The following is a 23,455-nucleotide window of genomic DNA, read 5'->3' as shown; positions in this document are numbered from 1 at the left end:
TTATTGACCATTGTCGCCTTCGCGGGTTAGCCACCAGGCCCCCAGGATCGGCAAGGTTGTTACCAACATAACCAGCAGTGCCACCACGTTGGTTACCGGTACATCACGCGGTCGCCCAAGCTGATTGAGCAACCACAACGGTAACGTTCGTTCATGACCTGCCGTAAAAGTCGTCACGATGATTTCATCGAACGACAAGGCAAACGCCAGCATTCCTCCAGCCAGTAACGCCGAACTGAGATTCGGCAACACTACGTAGCGGAAGGTTTGCCAGCCATTGGCCCCAAGATCCATTGACGCCTCAACCAGACTCCACGAGGTGCGGCGAAAACGGGCGATGACATTGTTAAACACCACCACTACGCAAAAAGTCGCATGACCGACCACGATGGTGAAAAATCCCGGCTCCAGATTGATGGTTTTAAAGGCGGTTAATAGCGCCAGACCAGTGACAATGCCCGGCAGCGCAATGGGCAGCAACAGTAACAGCGAAATGGCGTTTTTGCCGAAAAAGTCTCGTCGCCACAGCGCGGCAGCGGCCAGCGTCCCTAACACCAGCGCGATTAATGTCGCCAGCGCCGCCACTTTAAGTGACAGTGTCACGGCATCAAGAATATCACTACGCTGTGCTGCCACGCTAAACCAGCGCAGCGTCAGGCCTTGCGGTGGAAAACTAAACGCCGCATCTTCAGTGTTAAACGCATAGGCAGCGATAATCAGGATGGGAAAATGTAGGAAAACCACGCCGCCCCAGGCCGCCAGTTTGAGGAAAAACGGTGCGCGTTCAGAGTGCATCGAACGCTCCCAGACGTTTCACGAACGCCAGGTAAAGTGCGATGAGAACAATCGGCACCAGGGTGAATGCCGCCGCCATCGGCATATTGCCAATCGCCCCCTGCTGGGAATAAACCATATTGCCGATAAAATATCCTGGAGGGCCAACCAGCTGCGGGACAATAAAATCGCCCAGCGTGAGTGAGAAGGTAAAGATAGAGCCAGCGGCAATACCCGGGATTGCCAGCGGCAACACCACATAGCGAAAGGTTTGTCGTGGACGTGCGCCAAGATCAGCCGACGCCTGCAACAATGACGGCGGCAAATGCTCAAGCGCCGCCTGCACGGGCAGGATCATGAACGGCAGCCAGATATAGAGAAACACCAGAAAGCGCCCCAGCCCGGAAGTTGACAGCGTATTACCTCCCACCGCCGGTAGCGTGAGGAACGCAGTCAGCAGTGGTTCCAGCCCAAGATGTTGTAAAAACCACTGAGCCACGCCATCTTTTGCCAGCAATAACGTCCAGGCATAGGCTTTAACAATGTAGCTCGCCCACATCGGCAACATTACCGCAATATAAAAAAACGCTTTCATTTTTCCGCTGGTATAGCGCGCCATATACCACGCCATTGGAAAAGCCAGAATGGCGCTGGCGATAGTGACTGCCACAGCCATGGTCAGCGTGCGGACAATGATGTCGTAATTCGCCGGATTAAACAGCGCACGGATATTCGCCAGCGTCAGTTCCGGCGTTACCGACATGGTGAAATCGTCAAAGGTATAAAAGCCCTGCCATAACAGCGTCAGCAGCGAGCCGAAATAGACAATGCCAAACCACATTAGCGGGCCAAGCAGCAGCAAAAACAGCCCCAGCCCCGGATTACGCCAGAAGAAACCGGACACCTTACCCAGACCTGGACGTGAAGGTGATTGCAATACGTTCATCGCCATTCACCTCTCCTCAACCAGCGCCACCATCACATCACGCGACCAGGAAACCATCACCTGTTGTCCGGGCGTGAGCGTGGCAGGCAGTTCTTCGCCTGTCATATTGGCCTGACTCACCAGCAGTTTTTCACCGCCGCTCAGTGTCAGTTCAAAACGGGTCGCTGCGCCCTGATATTGCACCGCCTGGATCGTGCCATTAGCCTGCATTTCGCCAGGGGTGTTGAGGCGGATATGTTCCGGTCGTAGTGCGAAGCTTCCCGTCATGCCACAAAGTTTCTCTGCCATCAGTCCATCAAAAACATTCGATGTCCCAACGAATCCCGCAACAAACGGCGTGCGCGGGCGCATATAGAGATCGCGCGGAGAATCGACCTGTTCAATGCGTCCATTATTGAAAACCGCCACCCGATCGGACATCGATAACGCTTCGCCCTGATCGTGGGTAACGAAGATAAAAGTGATACCGAGAGACTGTTGCAGCTTTTTCAGCTCAAGCTGCATTTGCTCGCGCAATTTGAGATCCAGCGCGCCGAGCGGTTCATCCAGCAACAACACACGCGGTTCGTTCACCAGTGCTCTGGCGATGGCGACTCGCTGGCGCTGACCACCAGAAAGTTGTGACGGTTTACGTTGCTGTACAAACCCCAACGCCACTTTCTCAAGCGCCTCTTGCGCCATTGCATGCCGCTGCTTTTTATTCACGCCTTTGACCATCAGCCCGTAGGCTACGTTGTCAAGAATCGACATATGCGGAAATAGCGCGTAGTCCTGGAAGACAGTATTCACGTCCCGCTCCCACGGTGGCAGATTGCTGGCGGGCGTACCAAAAATAGAGATAGCCCCGCCGGAAAGCTGTTCGAATCCAGCAATCAGGCGCAGGCAAGTGGTTTTGCCGGAGCCGGACGGCCCCAGCATAGAGAAGAACTCACCATCTTTTATCGCAATACTGACGCCATCTACTGCGCGCACGTCACCGTACAACCGTGAGACGTTGTCAAACTCCACTGCGTACGTCATAAAGCACCCCAGCGAAGTTAGCGACCGCCCATAATGGCAATGTAATCCTGCGTCCAGCGACTGTAGGGAACAAACTTGCCCCCTTCTGCTATAGGCGTTTTCCAGAAGGCGATTTTATCGAAATAGTTAAAACCGTTTGTTTCACAACCTTTCTCGCCTAATAACGGACTGGCTTTACACCCTTGCGGCACTACTGGTAGCGAGCCAAACCAGGCCGCCACATCGCCCTGCACTTTTGGGGTTAATGACCAGTTCATCCATTTGTAGGCGCAAACCGGATGTTTCGCTTCGCTATGTAGCATGGTGGTGTCAGCCCAACCGGTAACGCCCTCCTTCGGGAAAACGGTAGCGACAGGCTGGCCTTCGGCTTTCAGGGCGTTGGCCTGATAGGGCCATGCACTGGAAGCAACCACACCCTCGTTTTTGAAATCGCTCATTTGCACGGTAGTGTCATGCCAGTAGCGATGGATCAAATTATGTTGATCGCGCAGCACTTTCAGCACCGCCTGATACTGTTCTTCGGTGAGTTGATACGGATCACTGATGCCCAACTGTGGCTGCGTGGCTTTGACGAACAACGCGGCATCCGCAATGTAGATAGGGCCATCATAAGCCTGTACCCGGCCTTTATTGCTCTTGCCGTCCGGCAGATTCTGCTCAACAAAAACCACTTGCCAGCTATTCGGCGGCGTCGGGAAGGTTTTAGTGTTGTACATCAGCAGGTTCGGCCCCCATTGGTAAGGTGTGCCGTAAACTTTGCCGCCAACGTTAAACCAGTCGCCTTTAACCACGCGCGGATCGAGCGCTTTCCAGTTGGGAATCAATGCGGTATTAATCGGCTGCACGCGTTTGCCCATAATCAGGCGCAGCGAGGCATCGCCGGATGCCGTAACCAGATCGTAACCCCCTTTGACCATCAGACTGACCATTTCATCGGAAGTCGCGGCGGTTTTAACATTCACCGCGCAGCCTGTCTCTTTTTCGAATTGCGTTACCCAGTCGTATTGTTTATCAGTTTGTCCGCGTTCGATGTATCCCGGCCAGGCGATAATATCCAGTCGCCCTTCCGGATTATCTAAATTGGTAGGCGGTTCGGCGGCGTGAGCGGTCATTATTGTCATGCTGAGCGCATACAGGCTGCTGCGGGCAAATGTCTTGCTCATAAGGTCTTACTCCTGTCGTAATTAATTGTTCAGCCGCCGTGCCGTAAAAATATCTCCTTGTTTAACCATAGACGGCGGCTTGCAGGCACACCTTCGGCCCTGAGAAAATTTAATCAGGTTGTGAGCTACCGCGCATTATGCCGTCTGTAAGGTTATCTTCTGGAGTATAGACAAGGAGTTAGGATATATGACTGCTATTCGAAATTCATATTACCCAACCTGAGAGGAATTAAATTAAACGCTATTACAGCCGTTCTTGAATAAGTTTGCCTAATTGTTTTACCGCCTGTTCTTCACGTTCTCCCCACTGCCACGCGGTATTAAAACGAAAAAAACGTGACCAGTTTTCACCGGTAGAAAACATATTACCCGGCGCAATACTGATATGATGCGTCAGTGCCACCAGGCTTAATTCTCCTGCATCTAACGGCTCGGGGAGCTCCAGCCAGAGAAAATAACCGCTGTCATTGTGATGAATTTTGACTTCCGCAGGCAGATAACGCAGCAAAGCCTGCCAGGCGCGTTGTTTACGTTCCGCAAGCTGGCGACGCAGGCGACGAAGATGAGCATCGTACCGGCGAGTAGAAAGGTAATCCACCAGCGCAAGCTGCATCGGTGAGCTGGTGGAAAGCGTACTCATCAACTGCAAGCGTTGAATTTTACGTGCATGTTTTCCGGCGGCGACCCAACCAATACGAAAACCAGGCACCAGACATTTCGAAAACGAAGAGCAATGCAAAACACCATCGTGGTGATCCCACGCTTTCGCAGGCAGCGGTTTTTCCCGTCCAAAATAAAGTTCGCTGTAAACGTCATCTTCAATCAGCGTTACGTTGTACTGATTGAGCAACGCCACCAGTTGTGCTTTTTTCTGCGGCGTTAAGGTAAATCCGAGTGGATTTTGGCTATTAGTCATCAGCCAGCACGCTTTCACCGGATACTCCTGCAACGCCAGTTCCAGCGCCTGAAGATCGATCCCTTCTTTAACGTCCGTCGCCACCGATAACGCCTTCAGCCGTAACCGCTCCAGCGCCTGCAACGCGCCGTAGAAACAAGGATTCTCTACTATCACCCAATCGCCCGGTTCAGTTACCGCTTGCAAACTGAGGTTTAATGCCTCTAACGCCCCGGCGGTAATGACAATTTCATCAGGAGAAATGGTGATGCCCTGTAAGGCATAGCGACGAGCAATAGCCTGACGCAGTTCTACGTTTCCTGGCGGTAAGTTTTCAATCACGCTCATCGCCGTGGCGGTTTTGCTTACCTGCGCCAGCGAGCGGTTTAGTTGTTGGAGGGGGAAAAGTCGCGGGTCGGGAAAGGCCGAGGCAAACGGAACTACCGACGGATCACGACTGGCCTGCAACATATCAAAAATATAGGTGTTGATATCGACTGCTTCATCTCGTGTGACTGGAATGACTGTCGCTTTCGGCATTTTTATTGCCTGTGGCGCAACGTAATAACCCGATTGCGGTCGCGCGATAATATATCCCTGACTTTCGAGCAACTGATAGGCATGGCTGACAGTCATAAAGCTCATGCCAGAAAGCGCCACCTGGTCACGCAACGAAGGCAAACGATCGCCGGGTTGCCAGATACCCGACGCAATCTGCTCGCGTAATTGTTCTGCAAGCTGCTGGTATTTTTTCATTATCGAATCGTAATTATGTGCAGATGATTCGGCAGTCTATATCAGTTGTTAAAAATGACAACTTTTCGTTAACTGTAATTAAACCATCACCAGCGATAACTCTTTGCCAAGCGCCTTAGAGGCGACGCTCAAAGGCACTTCAATAAAGTGATCGTGACTATTTAATGGCGAAGTTTACCTCCGTGTGTAATGTGCTCGAAAATAGCACTAAATCGCCGCAACGGCAGAATGCAATGCAAAATCAGGAAGGAAGATTCCAGAATTTCTTTGCTCTAATTTGCAAAACTGAATAATAACCTCAAGAAACGATCGGCATCATAGCGGCAAAAGGTTAGAAAAAGGTGGCGGGATGTTTTCGAAGGCGTTATCGGTTGTCTTATTAACGTGTGCACTGTTCTCAGGACAACTCATGGCAGGGCACAAAGGACATGAATTTATGTGGGTAAAGAATGTGGATCATCAGCTGCGTCATGAAGCGGACAGCGATGAATTGCGTGCTGTGGCGGAAGAGTCGGCGGAAGGTTTGCGCGAGCATTTTTACTGGCAAAAATCGCGCAAACCAGAAGCGGGACAGCGTTGAGTCATTTGTTGCCGGATGCGGCATGACGCCTTACCCGGCAGGCAATATCATGCAGATTTGATGAGTGGTGAGTAACCCGAAAACTGGCGTTTTACCCTTTTCGCTTCGGCAATGTTTTCAGCAGATCATCCGGACTTACGGATGCCACTACGCTTCCCGGTAACGGCATTTTCAGTATGTGATTTTTGATTTTGCCAATGACGTGCATCTCGCATGGGCGGCAATCAAACTTTAGCGTTAATACTTCATCGCCGTTAACCAGTTGCATTGGCGTCGCCTTCCAGCTTTTGATATTGCCTTTCGCCTGTTTCGGGCACAGATTGAAGGCAAAGCGCAGACAATGCTTGGTGATCATCACCGGGACTTCGCCCTTCTCTTCATGTGCCTCATACGCCGCGTCAATCAGTTGCACACCATAGCGATGATAAAATTCACGCGCTTTCTGGTTGTATACGTTCGCGAGGAAACTCAGATGCGTTTGCGGATAAACCGGCGCAGGATCAGCAACCGGTTTACGGCTGCCGCGCTGGTAACTGGCAAGACGCGCAGCATCAAGCATATCGGCGGCTTCACGGCGGAACTGGTTTAACAGACTGTTTGGTACAAACAGCGCCCCCGGCAAATTAATTTGCACATTGCGGGCGTAATAGATGGTTTGCCCCAGTTTTGCCAGACCATCCTTCAGATTGTTCATTGCTTTTTCGGCGTTATTGGCTTCGTCGAACTGCCCGTCCAGCGTATGTGTGATGCTGACACCCTCTTCACTGGTGAGGGTCAGAATCAGTTGTTCCTGCCAGCCGCCCAGTTCAATGTCTACCGCCACCCGACGTTCGCTGGAGGTTTTTGTCAGTGCCTGCTGCCAGTTATGATCAAGATTTCGGTTTAGTGGGTGATGCGGGCGAATTTTGTGCAAATCTGCTGGCATTTCATTTGGCCAGACGCGGTACTGATTTTCTCCGGTTTTCTCTACCGTATTAGCACGAAAACCGACGACTTCACGTTTAATCATCACGTTCAGGCCATCGCCATTTGCCAGTGGCTCGGTAACGGCAACATCAATATGATCTTTCGCTACTTTCAATACTTCGCCCACCGGCAGGCCGATAAATTTCGGCGAATCGAACGCGCCAATATCGCCTTTACGGGCATTCACAAAATAATCTGTGCTACCACGGTGGAAAGTCTTTTCCGTCGATGGAACAAAGAAATGTTCAGTACGACCTGATGAAGCGCGCGCCAGATCGCCACGTTCTTCAATAATGGCATCCAGCATCTGACGATAATGGGCGGTGATATTCTTCACGTAGCTCATATCTTTGTAACGCCCTTCAATCTTGAAGGAGCGTACGCCAGCATCAATCAGCGCGCCGAGGTTGGCAGTCTGATCGTTATCTTTCATCGACAGCAGATGTTTTTCATAGGAAACCACCCGCCCCTGATCGTCTTTCAATGTGTATGGCAAACGGCACGCCTGCGAGCAATCGCCACGGTTGGCGCTACGCCCTGTTTGCGCATGAGAAATGTAGCACTGACCCGAATAGGCCACGCACAATGCGCCATGAATAAAGAATTCAATGGTCGCGTCCGTGGCCTGGTGAATCGCGCGGATCTGCTCAAGATTCAGCTCTCGCGCCAGCACAATCTGCGTGAAGCCAACATCAGAGAGGAACTTCGCTTTTTCTACTGTACGAATATCGCACTGCGTACTGGCGTGCAGTTCAATCGGCGGAATATCAAGTTCCAGAATCCCCATATCCTGAACAATCAGCGCATCGACACCGATCTGGTAGAGGTCAGTAATCAGCCGTTGCGCGGGTTCCAGCTCATCATCATGCAAAATGGTGTTAAGCGTGACGAAAATTTTTGCACCATAACGATGGGCAAACGGCACCAACTCGGCAATATCTTTCAGGCTATTACTGGCATTATGACGGGCACCAAAACCAGGGCCGCCGATATAAACAGCATCGGCACCGTGCAAAATAGCTTCGCGGGCAATGGCGGCATCGCGTGCCGGGCTTAACAGTTCAAGACGATGAGAAGATACGGTCACTTTCTTATCCAGTAGCTGAAAAATGGCGGCTATTTTAGCCACAAGCGCGACGTTGCGAAATAGTTTTCCCGCTTAACTGCGCGGGTAATGGATGAGGGAATGAAAATGTACGGTTTGCTCCCCACCATTACGATAGACATGCGTGACGTCTGCAGCAAATCGAACGCCTTCCCCACAATTAAGGCTCTGCCATTCACCATCAACACACAGATCAAGTTGTCCATCAATGACGACGACATGTTCGATTACCCCCTTTTCATGGGGCGTCGATTCGCTTATTGCACCGGGTGCCATCTGAATCGAGAAGTGTTCAAAGCAGAGTTGTGGATCATAAGGAAACAGCGAAGTGATCACCATCGCCTGCCGTTGTGGATCATAAACTGAAGGCGTAGAGGACTGCGGCGGAGAAATAAATGTTGAAAATGGCACGTTCAACCCGGTGGCAATTTTCCATAATGTCGCGACCGTCGGGCTGGATTCATTACGCTCAATCTGCCCTAACATCGCTTTAGAAACGCCCGTCGCTTCTGCCAGTCGCGAAAGACTCCAGCCGCGCTGCTGACGTAGTTGTTTAAGTGTGGTGGATAAAAAGCGAGCGAGATTTTCCATGCGACTCCTCCGGCAAAACGGAAGTTTATCACTTGTGCGTTATAACGGACAAATGCTACGTTAGCCGTACGTTATAACGCACGAGGTGACTATGCGTCTGTTTTCTATTCCTCCACCCACGCTACTGGCGGGGTTTCTGGCGGTATTAATTGGCTACGCCAGTTCAGCGGCAATAATCTGGCAAGCAGCGATTGTCGCCGGAGCCACCACTGCACAAATCTCTGGCTGGATGACGGCGCTGGGGCTGGCAATGGGCGTCAGTACGCTGGCTCTGACATTATGGTATCGCGTACCTGTTCTCACCGCATGGTCAACGCCTGGTGCGGCTTTGTTGGTCACCGGATTACAGGGACTAACACTTAACGAAGCCATCGGCGTTTTTATTGTCACCAACGTGTTAATAGTCCTCTGCGGCATAACGGGACTCTTTGCTCGTCTGATGCGCATTATTCCGCACTCGCTTGCGGCGGCAATGCTTGCCGGGATTTTATTACGTTTTGGTTTACAGGCGTTTGCCAGTCTGGATGGTCAATTTACGTTGTGTGGCAGTATGTTGCTGGTATGGCTGGCAACCAGGGCCGTTGCGCCGCGCTATGCGGTAATTGCCGCGATGATTATTGGGATCGTGATCGTTATCGCGCAAGGTGACGTTGTCACAACTGATGTTGTCTTTAAACCCGTTCTCCCCACTTATATTCCCCCTGATTTTTCGTTTGCTCACAGTCTGAGCGTTGCACTCCCCCTTTTTCTGGTGACGATGGCATCGCAAAACGCACCGGGTATCGCAGCAATGAAAGCAGCCGGGTATTCGGCTCCTGTTTCGCCGTTGATTGTGTTTACTGGATTGCTGGCGCTTGTTTTTTCCCCTTTCGGCGTTTATTCCGTCGGTATTGCGGCAATCACCGCGGCTATTTGCCAAAGCCCGGAAGCGCATCCGGATAAAGATCAACGTTGGCTGGCCGCTGCCGTTGCTGGTATTTTTTATTTGATCGCAGGTCTGTTTGGTAGTGCCATTACCGGGATGATGGCTGCCCTGCCCGTAAGTTGGATCCAGATGCTGGCAGGTCTTGCGCTGTTGAGTACCATTGGCGGCAGTTTGTATCAGGCGCTGCATAATGAGCGTGAGCGCAACGCGGCGGTGGTGGCATTTCTGGTAACGGCAAGTGGATTGACGCTGTTCGGGATTGGTTCTGCGTTTTGGGGATTAATTGCCGGAGGCGTTTGTTACGTGGTGTTGAATTTAATCGCTAACAGAAACCGATAATAAAAAGCGCCATCTAACGATGGCGCGTCTGGAACTACTTTTTGTTAACGTCAAACATGGTGGCATCGGTCGCCATGTCATCAATAACTTGTTTAATATTTTCGAAAGCCATTGGCGTACTTTCGTTATTCAGGTCTTTACCTTCGCCCTGACGAACGACCTTGATAACCGGTTTATTAGTCGCTGCATCAATCAGCTCACCTTCAAAATACAAGCGAGTATCCATGGTACGGTGGCCTGTAGCCATTTGCGTCCCCGCAACCACTAATGCAACAGGAACCACTTCATAGAATTGCAGCCCTTCTTTACTGGTATCTACACCGGTAATGGCCCCACGGAAAATCAGACTACGCGGCCCAGCGGTGGTAACCAGTGGTTTACGCTGCGCTATCGCTTCTTTCATTTCGGTGTTGGTATAGTTCAAAATTTTATCCAGAACTTTCTGCCCTACCTGGGTAGAAGGTTTCGGTACCGGATAATAAGTGATTGGGTTCCAGACGATGCTGTCATATTTGCTTTGATCAAAACTCGGGTCTACCCAACGTAAAACAGGTTTACCTGTTGCCGAGGTTGTTTCTTTTAAATCAGAGTAATTGTTTAAAAAACCAGAATATTTATCTGGCTGGGTGATTTTAGAGGCACAACCAGACAGAGCCAACAAGCCGCATAAAGCTGCAACTTTCGCAAATGATGTGGTACGCATGAATAGTTTCCTGAGATGATTATATTACTTTCTAAGTTATAGCAAAAAGCGCCGCTTCGTGTTGTGGCAAAAAAAGTGTTGGTGAAAATAAATTTTTTAGCCCCTTTTCAGACGACATAGTCAATGCCGAAAAAGGGGCTAAGTCAATCATCAGTAGTTAAATTTCAGTAAGTTAAGCGGCTAAAAAACTTCGACTACTGTGATTAATTTCACATCCCTTCGATAAAAAATATGCTTACCGAAAAGAAGAACAGTAAACCATCTCAGCGTGGGGAATTTTCACGCGCTTTGTTCTTACCGGATCATTTTTTACGTGCCAGCATCGTGGCGAAACGCAGTTTAATACGATTACCGTTGGCGTCGGTGCGGTGCAGCTCGCCGACGTCTTCATTGTATTTCACCCTCTCCCAGCCTTCGTAATATCGACGTAATTCCCCCTCTTTGAAGGCAAACGGGAAGCCGACGGTACATGGATAATCAGCGGTATCCATCGCCGCCACAATCAGGTTGTAACCGCCAGGTTTAGTGCAACGTTGCATATTGGCAATCAGCCCTGGGATGGTTTTAGCCTCAAGGAACATCAGCACCACAGTAGAAAGAATAAAATCGTACTGTCCATCAAATGTGAGGTTATTCAGATCAACGACCCGGGTGTGTAAATTATCCAGATTTTCAATGGACTTAATGCGCTCGACGTTGGCGATACTCATGGCATTTTTATCCCATGCGTCAACATCATAACCATTGGCTGCCAGGTAAAGACTGTTACGACCATTACCACAGCCCAGATCCAGCGTTTTACCCGGTTTAACCACTTTCACCGCTTCCAGCACTTCAGAGTGTGTGCGGGTTAATTCATATTTATCAGTAAAATAGTTTTCATCACGAATGATCATTCTTTGTCCTCTGCTTTCATTAAAACGGCGCGCTCGGTTCTGACTAACAATTTTCCCTGCATCAGAAGCGCAAAAGTACGGATGAGCAGTATTGCAATAATAAAATTGGTAAAGATAAACAGCGGCACCGCCAGCGTATGGAAAAATCCATTATCGCTGCCACTCCCCAGATGCAAACCGGTGGTTGCCAGTGCAGATACACCGAACGAGAAACTCCAGAATGAAGCATTAAATGGCTGGGAGAGATACCATGGCATCAGACGTAGCATAAACAGCAGTTGCAGCAGTCCATAACCGAAAAGCATTTTCGCCAGCGTGTCACCCTCGCCGCCGTTGACGCTCAGCCAGGCACTACAGGCCACCAGCGCAGGAGCGAGCTGAATGCCGAGTGATGTCCGCAGTGCCGTGGGTAATTCTCCCGAACTGCGCAGACGCTGCAAGATCACCGGTTCCAGGCTTAGCCATGAGAAAACGCCTGCGCCTAAAAACACCAGACCGGCGTCGGTGTAGCCCAACGCACCACAGGCCATTGCGCTGATAAAGTTGTTGGCAACTGTCGGCAGATACAGTCCAGGCGTGGTAGCTTCTTCAGGGTGAGATCCGCGCCATAATCCCGCAGTTTGCCAGGCGGCATAAGCCAACTGAACCACGACACCAAAACTGAACAGGCACACCGCCAGTGGGCGAAACCACGGAACAAAACCAATCGCCACCAGCATCGTCGTTGCCGGAAACAAACTCACAAAACTGCTCAGCACTGGATGGCGCACTTCTGCCAGCACGCTATGCGGAAAGCGTATGAGTCGGGTAATAAATGCGCCAGTCAATAATCCCCAGATGATCATCGCCAGAATCACCAGCCCATCCCCCAACCAGTGGCTGACCTGCCAAACCTGGCTGGCATAGCGCCAGGCAAATCCCATCCCTATCGTCCCCAACACAATACCAAAGTAGCCTGCCGGCAAATTGAGCACTTTATCGCTCTGCATCTTCTTACTCATTTTGTTTAATTTATAAAGTATATTTGAAATGCATTTTATGGAATTTTCTCGAGCATAGCCAGAGCCGCAGAATTTGCTACGGTTATAGTAAGTCACCTGTGGGAAAACGCTATGCGTAAATATCGTCTAAGTGAAGAACAGCGAGCCTTTAGTTATCAGGAAGATGGCACTAAAAAAAGTGTGTTATTACGGCAAATTATCGCCATGAGCGATTTTAACGATGTGATAGCAGGAAGCGCTGGCGGCTGGATCGATCACGAAACGGTGTTAGCACAGGAAGGAAATTGCTGGATTTACGACCAGAATGCTATTGCGTTCGGCGGAACGGTGATTTCCGGGAATACGCGTATCACCGGCACCAGCGTGCTGTGGGGAGAGGTTTACGCAACGGATAATGTCTGGATCGATAATAGTGAAATCAGCCAGGGTGTATATATAAGTGACAGTGTCACCATTAGTGACTCATTAGTTTGCGGTCAATGTAGAATATTTGGTCACGCCTTAATTGATCAACATTCTATGATCGTCGCCGCACAAGGCTTAACGCCCGACCATCAACTCCTGCTACAAATTTATGATCGCGCAAAGGTTAGCGCCTCGCGTATTGTCCACCAGGCACAAATTTATGGCGATGCCGTCGTCCGGTATGCTTTTATTGAACATCGCGCCGAAGTTTTTGATTTTGCCAGTGTTGAAGGTAATGAAGAGAACAACGTCTGGCTATGCGATTGCGCTAAAGTCTACGGTCACGCGCAGGTGAAAGCTGGCATAGAAGAAGATGCCATTCCGACGATTCATTACAGTTCACAGGTGGCGGAATATGCCATTGTGGAAGGTAATTGTGTGTTAAAACATCATGTCTTGATTGGCGGAAATGCCGTGGTACGTGGCGGACCGATTCTGCTCGACGAGCACGTTGTCATACAAGGTGAGAGCCGTATTACAGGTGCGGTGATAATTGAAAACCATGTGGAGTTAACTGACCACGCCGTCGTTGAAGCCTTTGATGGCGACACGATTCATGTCCGTGGTCCAAAAGTCATTAACGGCGAGGAGCGCATTACGCGAACGCTGCTGGCAGGGTTATTGTGAATCGATAATACGCGCGTATAAGTTCACATCATCATAGGCATCATTCAGGAACTCAGCCTGTTTAAGGCAACCTTCAAGGATAAAACCATTGCGCAACGCTACCTGGTTGCTTTGCGGATTGTCCACCCGACATTTGATCACGAAGCGTCTAAGTTCACCAGACTGAGCGTAATGATGAATCAATGCCTGCAGCGCCTGAGAAATGATCCCCTGCCCCTGATGAGATTCGTCCAGCCAGTAGCCGATTTCAGCGGTTTTATTCAGTGGTTCAATACGATTAAAAGAGATAACGCCGATAAGTTCATCTTCTTTGAAAATCATGAACATTTTGGCATAGCCGCGTTGATGCAACATCACATTACCCTGCACCGTTTTTCGCGTGTCCTCTTCACTTTGAACAAACTGCGGCCAGTTTAGCGACTGCTGTAACCAGGTTTTATTTTTACAGATTAACTGATAAAGAGGTGTGACATGACTTTCCGCAACAGCATGTAATTCAAGTGATTCGCTTACTTTTATCGTTTCAGTCATCTTATCTCCAGTCAATCCATGCAGCTGTTAAAAAAGCCGCCTGGCTGGCGGCTTAGGAAAGTTTACACCTCTTTGACGCTCACCTGCTGCAGGATTTTGAGCATCTCATCTTTTAACTGTAGCTTTTGTTTTTTCATGCGGACCACTTCCGCATTGTACCCTCGACCGTCGGAACCTTCCTTTCTGGCAATTTCATGATCAAGTTTATTGTGTTTATCGAACAAGGACATAAAGCGAGGATTTTCGTTTTTCAGACGGGATATTAAATCTCGGTATTCTGGAAACATACGCACTCCCTGTTAGTGGCTGACAAGGTGTATCTGAAATACACACCATCAGATTACTCATTTAACTTAGGGAAAAATGCGAGCGGGATCGTGTTTAACCAGACGGCACCTCCCGAAGAAGATGCCGAAGAAAAAACGATTAACTCATCACGCGGTCATCAACATACTGACGTTTATCCGGCGCTGGCGGGAAATACTGATACAGCCATGTTTCACTGATAGCGTCGCCCTGACAACGCAGATACATCCGCATATCGACCGGATCAGTGGAGTCCGAAGTCGGATACCAGTCAAACTGAATACGATAACCATCAATGGGTTCAATATAGAGAATTTCGATTTGCTTCGCTTCCCCACTGGAAAGCGTAATCACCGGCTCAATGCCTTTTGGCGCGGCAGCTTTCAGATCACCACCAACGAAATCGACGGCAAAACGTCGCGCCCATTTTTCGGGATAGTGTTCACCTGGCGCCCAACCTTCCGGGAAACCGCCCATGCCGGTACGCGTCGCCATAACGCGCGCTAATGGGCAATGAACAGGCGGTTGCGCACTCCAGTACAGACGATACTGGAATGCAAACTCATCACCCGCTTTTACAGCTTTTTCTGGCTGCCAGAAGCAGACAATGTTATCCAGCGTTTCGCCCGTTGTTGGGATTTCCATCAGGCCGATGGTGCCCTTACCCCACTTGTTACGCGGTTCCACCCACAGACTTGGGCGTTTGTTATACCAGCCCATAATGTCCTGATAATGGGAGAAATCACGATCCAGTTGCAATAAACCAAACCCTTTCGGGTTGTTGTCGGTGTAAGCATTGAACTGCAATTTTTGCGGATTGTTCAGCGGACGGCAAATCCACTCGCCGTTGCCCCGCCACATGGACAGACGATCAGAGTCATGGATTTGCGGATGAATGGTGTCGCACATCCGACGTTCATTAGTACCGCAGCTGAACATACTGGTCATCGGTGCAATGCCCAGCTGTTTAATGTCTTTGCGCGCATACAGGTGATTTGCCACATCCATAATCACCTGATTTTTCTCACAATGGATAGTGAACTTATAGGCACCAGTAATGCTGGCGCTATCGAGCAACGCATAAACAGTAAAGGTGGTTGCCCCTGGTTTTACCGTATCAAACCAGAAGGCGGTAAAGTCGGGGAACTCTTCTTTGCTGTCGGTGTAAGTGTCGATCGCCAGGCCGCGGGCCGACAAACCGTATTGATATGTGTCATCAACGGCGCGGAAATAACTCGCGCCGAGGAATGATACTACATCACGGCGCGCCAGTTCGGGGGCTTTAAACACGCGAAAACCGGCAAAACCGAGATCGCTTTGCCCTTCTAATTGTTTGGTATCCACACCCGCATCGTTGTATTTGAACAACTCCGGGCGAAAGTGAATTTCACGCGCCAGATGTGTTGCTGGATCTACAGAAAACATACGAACGCGGCGACGGAATCCCATTCCCATATGGAAAAACTGAGCGTCCAGTTGACGGTTCTCAACGTTATGCCAGAGCGATTTTTCGGCGTCGTATTGAATACTGTTATAAGCCTGCGGCGTCATTGTCGCCAAAGTGTCAGGTAACGGACGTGGTGCACCACGCCATGCTGTTTGCGCTAAGTCGTGCGCCATTGACTGTAGAATGGAGAAGTCAAAACGCTGGGTTTGCCCGTCGGCAATATCAGAATCGGCCGCGAATGCCGCCTGAGAAAAAAGAGAAGCAATGCCGCTGGTACCGCACACGGCGGCCATAGCCATTGAACCTTTAATAAATCGTCTACGATCCATACCTGAAAGTGAGTCCTTCTGGTGTTGTGAATGGTCCCGCGCTGGTCATTTTCAGCGGCAAGAAAGTGCTTATTTATGACCGCTCACTCTAGACAATATTTATTAATAATCCAATTGTTGAAATCAGAGAATATGCATAAATTGGCATTTTTTTTATGTCGATGGGATGAGCCTGATTCGTTTGTAAAATCAGGCAAATTTTTGCAAAGGCGGATGGTCAGAATTTAAAGCAAACCACAGCGACGTTTACTGCGTTCTTCCGCTTCCTGATAAAGCTGGAACTCATCCAAAACCGGCCCCCCCAACGCCTGCTCAAATGCTTCGCGACTGGCATCACCGTGATTGCATGCCTGCGTTTCATTACCCAGATTTGACTGGAAGATCCCCGCCGCGCTAACGGGCAAGAAATCTTCATAGGTAATGGGTTGCGCCACTACCCAACCACGTTCTATTAAGGGCTGTGGATCGTCTCCGGGATGAATCGCCTGACGATGCGCCTCACCCGAAGGCGTCAGACGGTACCGGAACCATCCCAGCCCTTGCTGACGCATTAAAAACTCACTGTCAGGAAAAGTGCGGAAGGTTTCCTGTAAATGCATTTGGTGAGTGAGATTATCCTGCCCGGTTCCAGCGTTCCGCAGAAGATCATCATACAGTTGTCGCCCTTTCGGCGTTAATGCCACACCACGCTGCTCAATTTCACCAAAGCGCGCGGTATGTGTGCCCTGTTTCTGCCCCGCAAACAACACCGTCTCTTCCAGTGCTTTAAAGCTGGTCTGGCGTAGTAAAATCGGCACCTCGCGGCGCGGCGGCCCTTCGATCAGAACTTTGGGTTCAATTCCGCATTCAGGCATCATCGACTGCACCCGGTCAATATCCAGCGTACGTGGCGTCAGATGGTTGATATGGCATCCAGGAAAACAGACCACATCAGCAATCAACCGATGTTCGTTGTGCAAGGCGCGATAGGTTTCTTCATCTACCGTTGCTGACTGGTGCCAGCGAAACGTTTCCAGGGCTTCCTGCACAAACTCCTGTGCCTGTGTTTCGTTAAAACCGCCCTGCTGCTCATATTCCTCTAACAGTTGTCGACAACGTGGGGTGAAGATATCGCGCTGACGCAGAATCTCCGCCGCTTTCTGGCGCAAAATTTCGTTCTCGATAAGCTCAAGACGGAGTAACGAGGTAAAAACGCGGAAGGGATTACGCGCCAGAGAAGCATCATCAATGGGCCGAAATGCTGTCGAATGTACCGGCACCCCTGCCTGCGAGAGATCGTAATAGCTCACCGGGTACATCCCCATAATGGCAAACATCCGCCGAAGAGTAGCAAGCTCTTGTGCAGTCCCAACGCGAATCGCCCCATGACGTTCAACATTCAGTCGCGCCAGCTCGTCTGCATTTACCATTTTTTCGTGCAGTTGAGGATTGTTTTCCAGCACCGCCAGATTTACATCAGCTACCAGTTCCAGCAGCGTGCCGTACTGCGGAACTTCTTGCTGGTACATGGCTGACATTGCCTGCGAAAACTGTTCCCGAATCTCATCCGCCGTGATGCTGTTCGCCATAGTGTCTGCCTCCAGTGGTCAGTAATCTGGAGTGTAGGTAACCGCATTCACTCCGGCTGGAAGAATTTACAAACTGTGATCTCGCCGCGAAAACATCAATATTATCCATTTTGCTGTAACATAGTTGCTTTAATTGTTAATAATATTTTGCAATCAAGTTATCATAATAAAACAACTTCACTTGTCAGCGACACCGCTTCGTTTTTAACATCGCTTATGGAAAAAAATAGTCTGTTTAGTCAGCGCATCCGTTTGCGCCACCTTCATACATTCGTAGCTGTCGCACAACAAGGAACTTTGGGGCGCGCGGCTGAAACCCTTAATTTGAGTCAACCTGCGCTCTCTAAGACATTGAATGAACTGGAGCAGCTGACGGGCGCTCGCTTGTTTGAGCGTGGTCGTCAGGGGGCGCAACTTACCTTACCCGGCGAACAATTTTTAACGCATGCAGTCAGAGTTCTTGACGCCATCAACACTGCCGGACAGTCGCTTCATCGTAAAGAAGGTCTTAATAATGATGTCGTCAGGGTTGGTGCGCTACCTACTGCGGCACTAGGGATATTACCTTCGGTTATAGGTCAGTTTCATCAGCAACAAAAAGAGACGACCTTGCAAGTTGCGACAATGAGTAACCCTATGATTCTGGCGGGTTTAAAAACCGGGGAAATCGATATCGGCATTGGTCGGATGTCAGATCCTGAACTGATGAACGGGCTTAATTACGAACTGCTGTTTCTTGAATCGCTGAAGCTGGTTGTCCGCCCTAATCACCCGCTACTTCAGGAGAACGTAACGCTAAGCCGGGTGCTGGAATGGCCGGTCGTTGTATCACCAGAAGGCACTGCGCCACGCCAGCATTCAGATGCATTAGTGCAGAGCCAGGGATGTAAAATTCCTTCGGGTTGTATCGAAACGCTGTCTGCTTCGCTATCTCGTCAACTTACGGTTGAATACGATTACGTGTGGTTTGTCCCTTCTGGCGCTGTAAAAGACGACCTGCGTCATGCCACGCTGGTAGCCCTGCCTGTTCCGGGACATGGTGCAGGCGAACCGATTGGAATACTGACCCGCGTAGATGCGACGTTCTCTTCTGGTTGCCAGTTGATGATTAACGCTATTCGAAAATCAATGCCGTTCTGAAAGGTGAAGGGATCTGTCGATCCCTCCTTTAACATTTTCACACCGTAGCAAAACTAACTGGTTCACCAGCTCCTCGTGGTTCTGCCGACACAGAATGTTTGTTCAGACGGAATACGTCCACCGCCTCAGTTAGTCGTGCCGCCTGTTCTTCAAGGGACACCGCCGCCGTTGAGGCCTCTTCTACCAGAGAAGCATTCTGTTGCGTCACCTTATCCATTTCAGAAATCGCCTGGCTAACCTGCGTTATGCCTCGACTTTGTTCATCCGAGGCGGTGGCGATTTCCTGCATGATATGTGTGACACTCGCGACGGCATCAACAATAGTGCACATGGTTTTCCCTGCCGTTGCCACCTCATCCGATCCCAGGTCAATTAACCTGACTGATTCACTGATCAAGCCTTCAATCTCTTTCGCCGCCTGAGCGCTGCGGCTTGCGAGTGTCCGTACTTCGCTGGCGACAACGGCAAATCCACGGCCTTGCGAGAGTAACACGATTCTGACATTCACACTGACCCGACAATCGCTCTACGAACTGCGGTTCCGGGACGGTGATAAGGAAGTTGCTGCGCTCATGGCCTGCACGTCCAGGTAAGGGCAAGCGCGGGGATTTTCCCCGCGCATCTGACTAGCGGATTCATTTTCTCATGGCACCCCTTTTACACTTCAGTTAGTGCATGTTTTTTTCGATGCACTAATAGAACCATCATTACAGACAAATTTGCCGCCTGCCGTACAGTGTGAGATCCCCCCTTTCGAACCAGAACAGGGTTTGCGCCCGGCATCGGCATAAAAGGAAACAAGCGTTCCCATAACCAGGATAAGTGCCAGTTTTTTCATATAACCTCCATGATTTATCGAATCTTATGTTCGATTTGAACGTTATACGCTGAGTTATTTTGATACCGTTGATGAGATCAAAGATCGGGTGAATTGATTAAAGATAAGCCAGATGGACGTATAGACAAGGATTATGGTTTTATTTGTCATACAAATAAATATAATAGGCGCTTCCGATGTAGGCCCGTATTCTTCGCCTGTACCACGGGTCGGTTTTAGTACAGGCGTTTTCTTTAAATATCCTTCAGGAACGTTTACGTGGCATCATGCGTAGAAGTGTGTTGTCCTTCCAGAAATAGTGGTGTGCCAGTGCAGCCGCAGCGTGCAAGCCGATGACAAAATATCCCAGATTCGCCAGCGTTTCATGCCACGACTTTAAGCTATCAACCCGCTCGAAATTGGCCTCTGAAGCGTAAGGCATCGTCAAACCAAACGCAAACCACGGGTTGCCCCGGTTATACATCATCACCAAACCAATCACTGGCAGCGCAATAAACAGGAGATAAATCACCAAATGGCCCAAATGCGCCAGTCCCGTCATCATCGGTTTTGGCTTAGGTGTAATCGGCGGGGTTGGGTATTTCAGTCTTAACAAAAGACGAACCACCATCAGTACGAGAATTGAGATGCCACAGGAAACATGAATCATGTTGATGAGGGGCCGATCGCTACGTGGGAAGAAACCACGAAACTCCATTGCGCAATACGCTACGATAACCAGCAAAAAGACCAGCCAGTGAATGCTGATTTGTAACCTTGAGTATTTATTTCCCATAACATTTCCTGCTTTAACATAATTTGCCGTTAACATAACGGGCTTTTCTTAAAATTTCATTAAATATTGTTCACCCGTTTTCAGTACGTTACGTTTCACTGCAAGAATGTAGATTGCCCATCCCGCCATCCTGGTCTAAGCCTGGAAAGGATCAATTTTCATCCGAACGTTCCTGACAGGAGAAGACCATGAGTAAAGTTGGTATTAATGGTTTTGGTCGTATCGGTCGACTGGTGTTGCGTCGATTACTTGAAGTCAAAAGCAACATAGACGTTGTCGCTATTAATGATCTCACTTCCCCAAAAATTCTCGCCTACCTGCTGAAACATGATTCAAACTACGGACCGTTCCCCTGGAGCGTTGATTATACGGAAGATTCACTTGTCGTTGATGGGAAAAGTATCGCGGTTTACGCCGAAAAAGAGGCTAAAAATATTCCGTGGAAAGCGAAAGGCGCAGAAATCATTGTCGAATGTACAGGCTTTTATACCTCCGCCGAGAAATCGCAGGCGCATCTTGATGCTGGCGCGAAGAAGGTGTTGATTTCCGCCCCTGCCGGTGAAATGAAAACCATCGTTTATAACGTCAATGACGACACTCTGGATGGCAACGACACCATTGTTTCCGTGGCGTCATGCACCACTAACTGCCTTGCGCCGATGGCCAAAGCCTTGCATGACAGTTTCGGGATAGAAGTCGGCACGATGACAACCATTCATGCCTATACCGGCACCCAGTCACTGGTGGATGGCCCACGTGGTAAAGATTTACGTGCTTCACGCGCAGCGGCAGAAAATATCATTCCCCACACTACGGGGGCGGCAAAAGCCATTGGCCTGGTGATCCCGGAATTGAGCGGCAAACTGAAAGGTCATGCGCAACGCGTGCCGGTGAAAACAGGTTCGGTCACTGAACTGGTGTCGATTCTCGGAAAAAAAGTGACTGCCGAAGAGGTGAACAACGCGCTTAAAAAGGCGACAAACAATAACGAGTCATTTGGTTATACCGATGAAGAAATAGTCTCTTCCGATATCATTGGCAGCCATTTCGGTTCGGTGTTTGATGCCACGCAAACGGAAATTACCGCCGTGGGCGATTTACAACTGGTGAAAACGGTCGCCTGGTACGATAACGAATATGGCTTCGTCACGCAGCTTATTCGCACCCTCGAAAAATTCGCTAAACTCTGACGCGCACAGGCGGAGGAAAAAACCTCCGCCTCTTTCACTCATTACGACTGTAAATAAACCACCTGGGTCTGCAGATATTCATGCAAGCCATGTTTACCATCTGCGCCGCCAATACCGGATTTACGCCATCCAGCGTGGAAGCCTTGCATAGCTTCGAAGTTTTCACGGTTGATGTAAGTTTCACCAAACTTCAGCCCTTTAATGGCTTTCATCGCGACGTTCAGATTTTGGGTATAGATTGATGAGGTCAGGCCGTAATCACTGTCATTAGCCATTGAGATAGCCTCTTCCAGCGTGTCAAATGCGACCACCGGCAGAAACGGGCCAAAGGTTTCCTCATGCATAATCGACATTTCCTGGCGAACATCCAGCAGCAATGTCGGCGGATAATAATATCCTTTCCCCTCTACCGCTTTGCCACCCAACGCCACTCTCGCCCCTTCTTCTACTGCGCGCGCCACTTTTTGCTCAACCCTTTCCAGCGCCGCGGCGTTAATCAACGGTCCCATCGCAATGTCGTTGCGTTCAGCGGGGTTACCAAATTGAACCGCCTGCATCGCTTCCCCCAGCCGATTGACGAACTGATCATAAATGCTTTTCTGTACATAAACACGTTCTGCACAGTTACACACTTGCCCACTATTAATGACGCGTGAATCAACGATGGCTTTGACTGCCAGTTCAATATCGGCATCGTCCATTACGATAGCCGGTGCTTTACCCCCCAATTCCAGGCACACTTTGGTGATGTTTTTCGCCGCAGTCGCCATAATCTTTTCACCTGCAGAGACGCTGCCTGTCATACTGACCATTGCGACCTTTGGGTTACCCGCCAGTTCTTGCCCAACGGTTTCACCACGCCCGAGTACAAGGTTAAACACGCCGCGCGGAAGACCTATTTCATCAACGATTTTGGCGAATGCAATCGCATTGTTTGGCGTAAATTCACTGGGTTTAATGACGATGGTATTACCGGTCAAAAGAGCGGGAGCCATTTTGCGGGCAATGAGGAAGAACGGAAAGTTCCACGGCAGAATGCCGGTAGTCACGCCAAGCGCACGTTTAAACAGAAGAATATTTTCTCCTGGACGATCGCTTTGAATAATCTCGCCCTCGTAACGCCGTGCCCACTCCGCCATATAATCGATATAGTCCGCAGTAAAAGCCACTTCGACTTCAGCCAACTGCTGGATCTTGCCCCCTTCTTCGACAATCAGCGCACTGATTTCACTGGCACGTTCCCGGATCCCGGCGGAGATTTTGCGCAACCAACTGGCGCGTTCAATAGCAGGCAACGCTTCCCATTCTGGTTGTGCACGTTCTGCTGCATCGATTGCCTTACGGGCATCCTCGGCCTGACCATCGGGAATGCGAGAAATGACAGCCTCTGTAGCAGGGTTTACCACATCAATCCATGCGTCTCCACGCCAGGTAACAAACTGTCCATCGATATACATAGGATGTTGAACGGGTACTGACATGGGCGACTCCTGTGATTTACATGTTTGTTTTTGGTAAATTTATTGTTAATTAACATCAATTATCAGAGAGACGGCATCGTGAAAGGACAATTCTGTGA

At 49.8% G+C, this 23,455-nt stretch carries 23 protein-coding genes and 3 pseudogenes; 6 read left to right on the top strand and 20 right to left on the bottom strand.

Annotation, left to right across the window (positions count from 1 at the left end):
* The 6 genes and pseudogenes from ACJHYO_RS20600 to ACJHYO_RS20575 form a co-directional block, all read right to left on the bottom strand.
* Nucleotides 1-795: an ABC transporter permease gene (locus ACJHYO_RS20600; protein WP_000555458.1), complete on the bottom strand. Its 795-nt coding sequence runs from the start codon at nucleotides 793-795 to the stop codon at nucleotides 1-3.
* Nucleotides 785-1,726: an ABC transporter permease gene (locus ACJHYO_RS20595; RefSeq protein WP_410232566.1), complete on the bottom strand. Its 942-nt coding sequence runs from the start codon at nucleotides 1,724-1,726 to the stop codon at nucleotides 785-787. The genes ACJHYO_RS20600 and ACJHYO_RS20595 overlap by 11 nt, the downstream gene beginning before the upstream one ends.
* Nucleotides 1,727-2,740 (bottom strand): ABC transporter ATP-binding protein, encoded by a 1,014-nt coding sequence (locus ACJHYO_RS20590; protein ID WP_000220417.1) that lies wholly within the window; start codon nucleotides 2,738-2,740, stop codon nucleotides 1,727-1,729. It abuts the gene before it with no gap.
* Nucleotides 2,741-2,757: 17 nt separating this feature from the next.
* Entirely contained in the window at nucleotides 2,758-3,903 is a 1,146-nt protein-coding gene (ydcS, locus tag ACJHYO_RS20585; protein WP_085455337.1) for a putative ABC transporter substrate-binding protein YdcS, read from the bottom strand.
* Nucleotides 3,904-4,147: 244 nt separating this feature from the next.
* Complete coding sequence (locus ACJHYO_RS20580; protein ID WP_033549629.1) at nucleotides 4,148-5,554, bottom strand: PLP-dependent aminotransferase family protein; 1,407 nt, start codon at nucleotides 5,552-5,554, stop codon at nucleotides 4,148-4,150.
* A 108-nt stretch (nucleotides 5,555-5,662) separates the two neighbouring features.
* Nucleotides 5,663-5,725: pseudogene (locus ACJHYO_RS20575) on the bottom strand (type II toxin-antitoxin system HicB family antitoxin); the annotation flags it as partial.
* Nucleotides 5,726-5,903: 178 nt separating this feature from the next.
* Here ACJHYO_RS20575 and ACJHYO_RS20570 point away from each other — a divergent pair.
* Entirely contained in the window at nucleotides 5,904-6,134 is a 231-nt protein-coding gene (locus ACJHYO_RS20570) for a DUF2554 family protein (protein ID WP_000491567.1), read from the top strand.
* A gap of 91 nt (nucleotides 6,135-6,225) precedes the next feature.
* On the opposite strand, the gene rlhA is transcribed toward ACJHYO_RS20570, so the two are convergent.
* Nucleotides 6,226-8,187, bottom strand: a complete 1,962-nt coding sequence (gene rlhA, locus ACJHYO_RS20565; protein ID WP_001340134.1) for a 23S rRNA 5-hydroxycytidine C2501 synthase — start codon at nucleotides 8,185-8,187, stop codon at nucleotides 6,226-6,228.
* A 72-nt stretch (nucleotides 8,188-8,259) separates the two neighbouring features.
* On the bottom strand, nucleotides 8,260-8,796 hold the full coding sequence (sutR, locus tag ACJHYO_RS20560; protein ID WP_000429166.1) for a DNA-binding transcriptional regulator SutR: 537 nt from the start codon (nucleotides 8,794-8,796) through the stop codon (nucleotides 8,260-8,262).
* A 73-nt stretch (nucleotides 8,797-8,869) separates the two neighbouring features.
* Between sutR and ydcO the strand changes: the two genes are divergently transcribed.
* Nucleotides 8,870-10,060, top strand: coding sequence for a BenE family transporter YdcO (gene ydcO / locus ACJHYO_RS20555; protein ID WP_283666517.1), 1,191 nt, complete (start codon nucleotides 8,870-8,872; stop codon nucleotides 10,058-10,060).
* Nucleotides 10,061-10,094: 34 nt separating this feature from the next.
* Here ydcO and ACJHYO_RS20550 read toward each other — a convergent pair whose 3' ends face one another.
* The 3 genes from ACJHYO_RS20550 to tehA all read right to left on the bottom strand — a co-directional run bounded on the left by ACJHYO_RS20550 (nucleotide 10,095) and on the right by tehA (nucleotide 12,648).
* Nucleotides 10,095-10,763 carry a DUF3313 domain-containing protein gene (locus tag ACJHYO_RS20550; RefSeq protein ID WP_001261013.1) on the bottom strand — a complete coding sequence of 223 codons (669 nt, stop codon included), beginning with the start codon at nucleotides 10,761-10,763 and terminating at the stop codon, nucleotides 10,095-10,097.
* A 302-nt stretch (nucleotides 10,764-11,065) separates the two neighbouring features.
* Nucleotides 11,066-11,659 carry a tellurite resistance methyltransferase TehB gene (gene tehB, locus ACJHYO_RS20545; RefSeq protein WP_000586720.1) on the bottom strand — a complete coding sequence of 198 codons (594 nt, stop codon included), beginning with the start codon at nucleotides 11,657-11,659 and terminating at the stop codon, nucleotides 11,066-11,068.
* Nucleotides 11,656-12,648 (bottom strand): dicarboxylate transporter/tellurite-resistance protein TehA, encoded by a 993-nt coding sequence (gene tehA, locus ACJHYO_RS20540; RefSeq protein WP_001298119.1) that lies wholly within the window; start codon nucleotides 12,646-12,648, stop codon nucleotides 11,656-11,658. Before tehA ends, tehB begins: the two co-directional genes overlap by 4 nt.
* A gap of 123 nt (nucleotides 12,649-12,771) precedes the next feature.
* On the opposite strand from tehA, the gene ydcK reads away from it, so the two are divergent.
* Entirely contained in the window at nucleotides 12,772-13,752 is a 981-nt protein-coding gene (gene ydcK, locus ACJHYO_RS20535) for a YdcK family protein (RefSeq protein WP_024705172.1), read from the top strand.
* Here the strand turns inward: ydcK and rimL are convergent.
* From rimL to ACJHYO_RS20515, 4 genes are all read right to left on the bottom strand, one after another.
* Complete coding sequence (gene rimL, locus ACJHYO_RS20530; RefSeq protein ID WP_001299372.1) at nucleotides 13,744-14,283, bottom strand: 50S ribosomal protein L7/L12-serine acetyltransferase; 540 nt, start codon at nucleotides 14,281-14,283, stop codon at nucleotides 13,744-13,746. The genes ydcK and rimL overlap by 9 nt on opposite strands.
* A gap of 62 nt (nucleotides 14,284-14,345) precedes the next feature.
* Entirely contained in the window at nucleotides 14,346-14,570 is a 225-nt protein-coding gene (locus ACJHYO_RS20525; RefSeq protein ID WP_001296056.1) for a YdcH family protein, read from the bottom strand.
* Nucleotides 14,571-14,709: 139 nt separating this feature from the next.
* On the bottom strand, nucleotides 14,710-16,365 hold the full coding sequence (gene opgD / locus ACJHYO_RS20520) for a glucan biosynthesis protein OpgD (protein WP_085455335.1): 1,656 nt from the start codon (nucleotides 16,363-16,365) through the stop codon (nucleotides 14,710-14,712).
* Nucleotides 16,366-16,589: 224 nt separating this feature from the next.
* Nucleotides 16,590-17,933 (bottom strand): VOC family protein, encoded by a 1,344-nt coding sequence (locus ACJHYO_RS20515; RefSeq protein ID WP_001533236.1) that lies wholly within the window; start codon nucleotides 17,931-17,933, stop codon nucleotides 16,590-16,592.
* 216 nt (nucleotides 17,934-18,149) lie between these two features.
* On the opposite strand from ACJHYO_RS20515, the gene ACJHYO_RS20510 reads away from it, so the two are divergent.
* The gene (locus ACJHYO_RS20510; protein WP_000414563.1) at nucleotides 18,150-19,073 is read left to right on the top strand and encodes a LysR substrate-binding domain-containing protein; all 924 of its coding nucleotides are present in this window, start codon (nucleotides 18,150-18,152) and stop codon (nucleotides 19,071-19,073) included.
* A 37-nt stretch (nucleotides 19,074-19,110) separates the two neighbouring features.
* Here ACJHYO_RS20510 and trg read toward each other — a convergent pair.
* Nucleotides 19,111-19,554 (bottom strand): annotated as a pseudogene (trg, locus tag ACJHYO_RS20505) (methyl-accepting chemotaxis protein Trg); the annotation flags it as partial.
* 10 nt (nucleotides 19,555-19,564) lie between these two features.
* On the opposite strand from trg, the pseudogene ACJHYO_RS20500 reads away from it, so the two are divergent.
* Nucleotides 19,565-19,666: pseudogene (locus tag ACJHYO_RS20500) on the top strand (Hok/Gef family protein); the annotation flags it as partial.
* Here the strand turns inward: ACJHYO_RS20500 and ACJHYO_RS20495 are convergent.
* The 3 genes from ACJHYO_RS20495 to cybB form a co-directional block, all read right to left on the bottom strand.
* On the bottom strand, nucleotides 19,644-19,712 hold the full coding sequence (locus ACJHYO_RS20495; RefSeq protein WP_212734533.1) for a hypothetical protein: 69 nt from the start codon (nucleotides 19,710-19,712) through the stop codon (nucleotides 19,644-19,646). The pseudogene ACJHYO_RS20500 and the gene ACJHYO_RS20495 sit on opposite strands and share 23 nt — an antisense overlap.
* Nucleotides 19,713-19,737: 25 nt before the next feature.
* Nucleotides 19,738-19,911: a hypothetical protein gene (locus ACJHYO_RS20490; protein WP_000731859.1), complete on the bottom strand. Its 174-nt coding sequence runs from the start codon at nucleotides 19,909-19,911 to the stop codon at nucleotides 19,738-19,740.
* Between the two features lie 244 nt (nucleotides 19,912-20,155).
* A complete protein-coding gene (gene cybB / locus ACJHYO_RS20485; protein WP_001346971.1) occupies nucleotides 20,156-20,686 on the bottom strand; it encodes a cytochrome b561 in 531 nt (176 codons plus the stop codon).
* Nucleotides 20,687-20,874: 188 nt separating this feature from the next.
* Here cybB and gap point away from each other — a divergent pair, with 188 nt between their 5' ends.
* Nucleotides 20,875-21,876: a type I glyceraldehyde-3-phosphate dehydrogenase gene (gene gap, locus ACJHYO_RS20480; RefSeq protein ID WP_085455333.1), complete on the top strand. Its 1,002-nt coding sequence runs from the start codon at nucleotides 20,875-20,877 to the stop codon at nucleotides 21,874-21,876.
* Between the two features lie 41 nt (nucleotides 21,877-21,917).
* On the opposite strand, the gene aldA is transcribed toward gap, so the two are convergent.
* On the bottom strand, nucleotides 21,918-23,357 hold the full coding sequence (gene aldA / locus ACJHYO_RS20475) for an aldehyde dehydrogenase (RefSeq protein ID WP_410232561.1): 1,440 nt from the start codon (nucleotides 23,355-23,357) through the stop codon (nucleotides 21,918-21,920).
* Nucleotides 23,358-23,455: the final 98 nt, after the last annotated feature.

Origin of the sequence: Escherichia sp. WS1118, assembly GCF_046487695.1 — a bacterium.
GTDB lineage: Bacteria > Pseudomonadota > Gammaproteobacteria > Enterobacterales > Enterobacteriaceae > Escherichia > Escherichia coli.
This window is presented reverse-complemented; position numbering and strand designations above follow the sequence as displayed.

Bases quoted from the DNA above. Each gene is read 5' to 3' on its own strand.
- ACJHYO_RS20600 (WP_000555458.1), bottom strand. From the start codon at position 795: ATGCACTCTGAACGCGCACCGTTTTTCCTCAAACTGGCGGCCTGGGGC.
- ACJHYO_RS20595 (WP_410232566.1), bottom strand. From the start codon at position 1,726: ATGGCGATGAACGTATTGCAATCACCTTCACGTCCAGGTCTGGGTAAG.
- ACJHYO_RS20590 (WP_000220417.1), bottom strand. From the start codon at position 2,740: ATGACGTACGCAGTGGAGTTTGACAACGTCTCACGGTTGTACGGTGAC.
- ydcS (WP_085455337.1), bottom strand. From the start codon at position 3,903: ATGAGCAAGACATTTGCCCGCAGCAGCCTGTATGCGCTCAGCATGACA.
- ACJHYO_RS20580 (WP_033549629.1), bottom strand. From the start codon at position 5,554: ATGAAAAAATACCAGCAGCTTGCAGAACAATTACGCGAGCAGATTGCG.
- ACJHYO_RS20570 (WP_000491567.1), top strand. From the start codon at position 5,904: ATGTTTTCGAAGGCGTTATCGGTTGTCTTATTAACGTGTGCACTGTTC.
- sutR (WP_000429166.1), bottom strand. From the start codon at position 8,796: ATGGAAAATCTCGCTCGCTTTTTATCCACCACACTTAAACAACTACGT.
- ACJHYO_RS20550 (WP_001261013.1), bottom strand. From the start codon at position 10,763: ATGCGTACCACATCATTTGCGAAAGTTGCAGCTTTATGCGGCTTGTTG.
- tehB (WP_000586720.1), bottom strand. From the start codon at position 11,659: ATGATCATTCGTGATGAAAACTATTTTACTGATAAATATGAATTAACC.
- tehA (WP_001298119.1), bottom strand. From the start codon at position 12,648: ATGCAGAGCGATAAAGTGCTCAATTTGCCGGCAGGCTACTTTGGTATT.
- ydcK (WP_024705172.1), top strand. From the start codon at position 12,772: ATGCGTAAATATCGTCTAAGTGAAGAACAGCGAGCCTTTAGTTATCAG.
- rimL (WP_001299372.1), bottom strand. From the start codon at position 14,283: ATGACTGAAACGATAAAAGTAAGCGAATCACTTGAATTACATGCTGTT.
- ACJHYO_RS20525 (WP_001296056.1), bottom strand. From the start codon at position 14,570: ATGTTTCCAGAATACCGAGATTTAATATCCCGTCTGAAAAACGAAAAT.
- opgD (WP_085455335.1), bottom strand. From the start codon at position 16,365: ATGGATCGTAGACGATTTATTAAAGGTTCAATGGCTATGGCCGCCGTG.
- ACJHYO_RS20515 (WP_001533236.1), bottom strand. From the start codon at position 17,933: ATGGCGAACAGCATCACGGCGGATGAGATTCGGGAACAGTTTTCGCAG.
- ACJHYO_RS20510 (WP_000414563.1), top strand. From the start codon at position 18,150: ATGGAAAAAAATAGTCTGTTTAGTCAGCGCATCCGTTTGCGCCACCTT.
- ACJHYO_RS20490 (WP_000731859.1), bottom strand. From the start codon at position 19,911: ATGAAAAAACTGGCACTTATCCTGGTTATGGGAACGCTTGTTTCCTTT.
- cybB (WP_001346971.1), bottom strand. From the start codon at position 20,686: ATGGGAAATAAATACTCAAGGTTACAAATCAGCATTCACTGGCTGGTC.
- gap (WP_085455333.1), top strand. From the start codon at position 20,875: ATGAGTAAAGTTGGTATTAATGGTTTTGGTCGTATCGGTCGACTGGTG.
- aldA (WP_410232561.1), bottom strand. From the start codon at position 23,357: ATGTCAGTACCCGTTCAACATCCTATGTATATCGATGGACAGTTTGTT.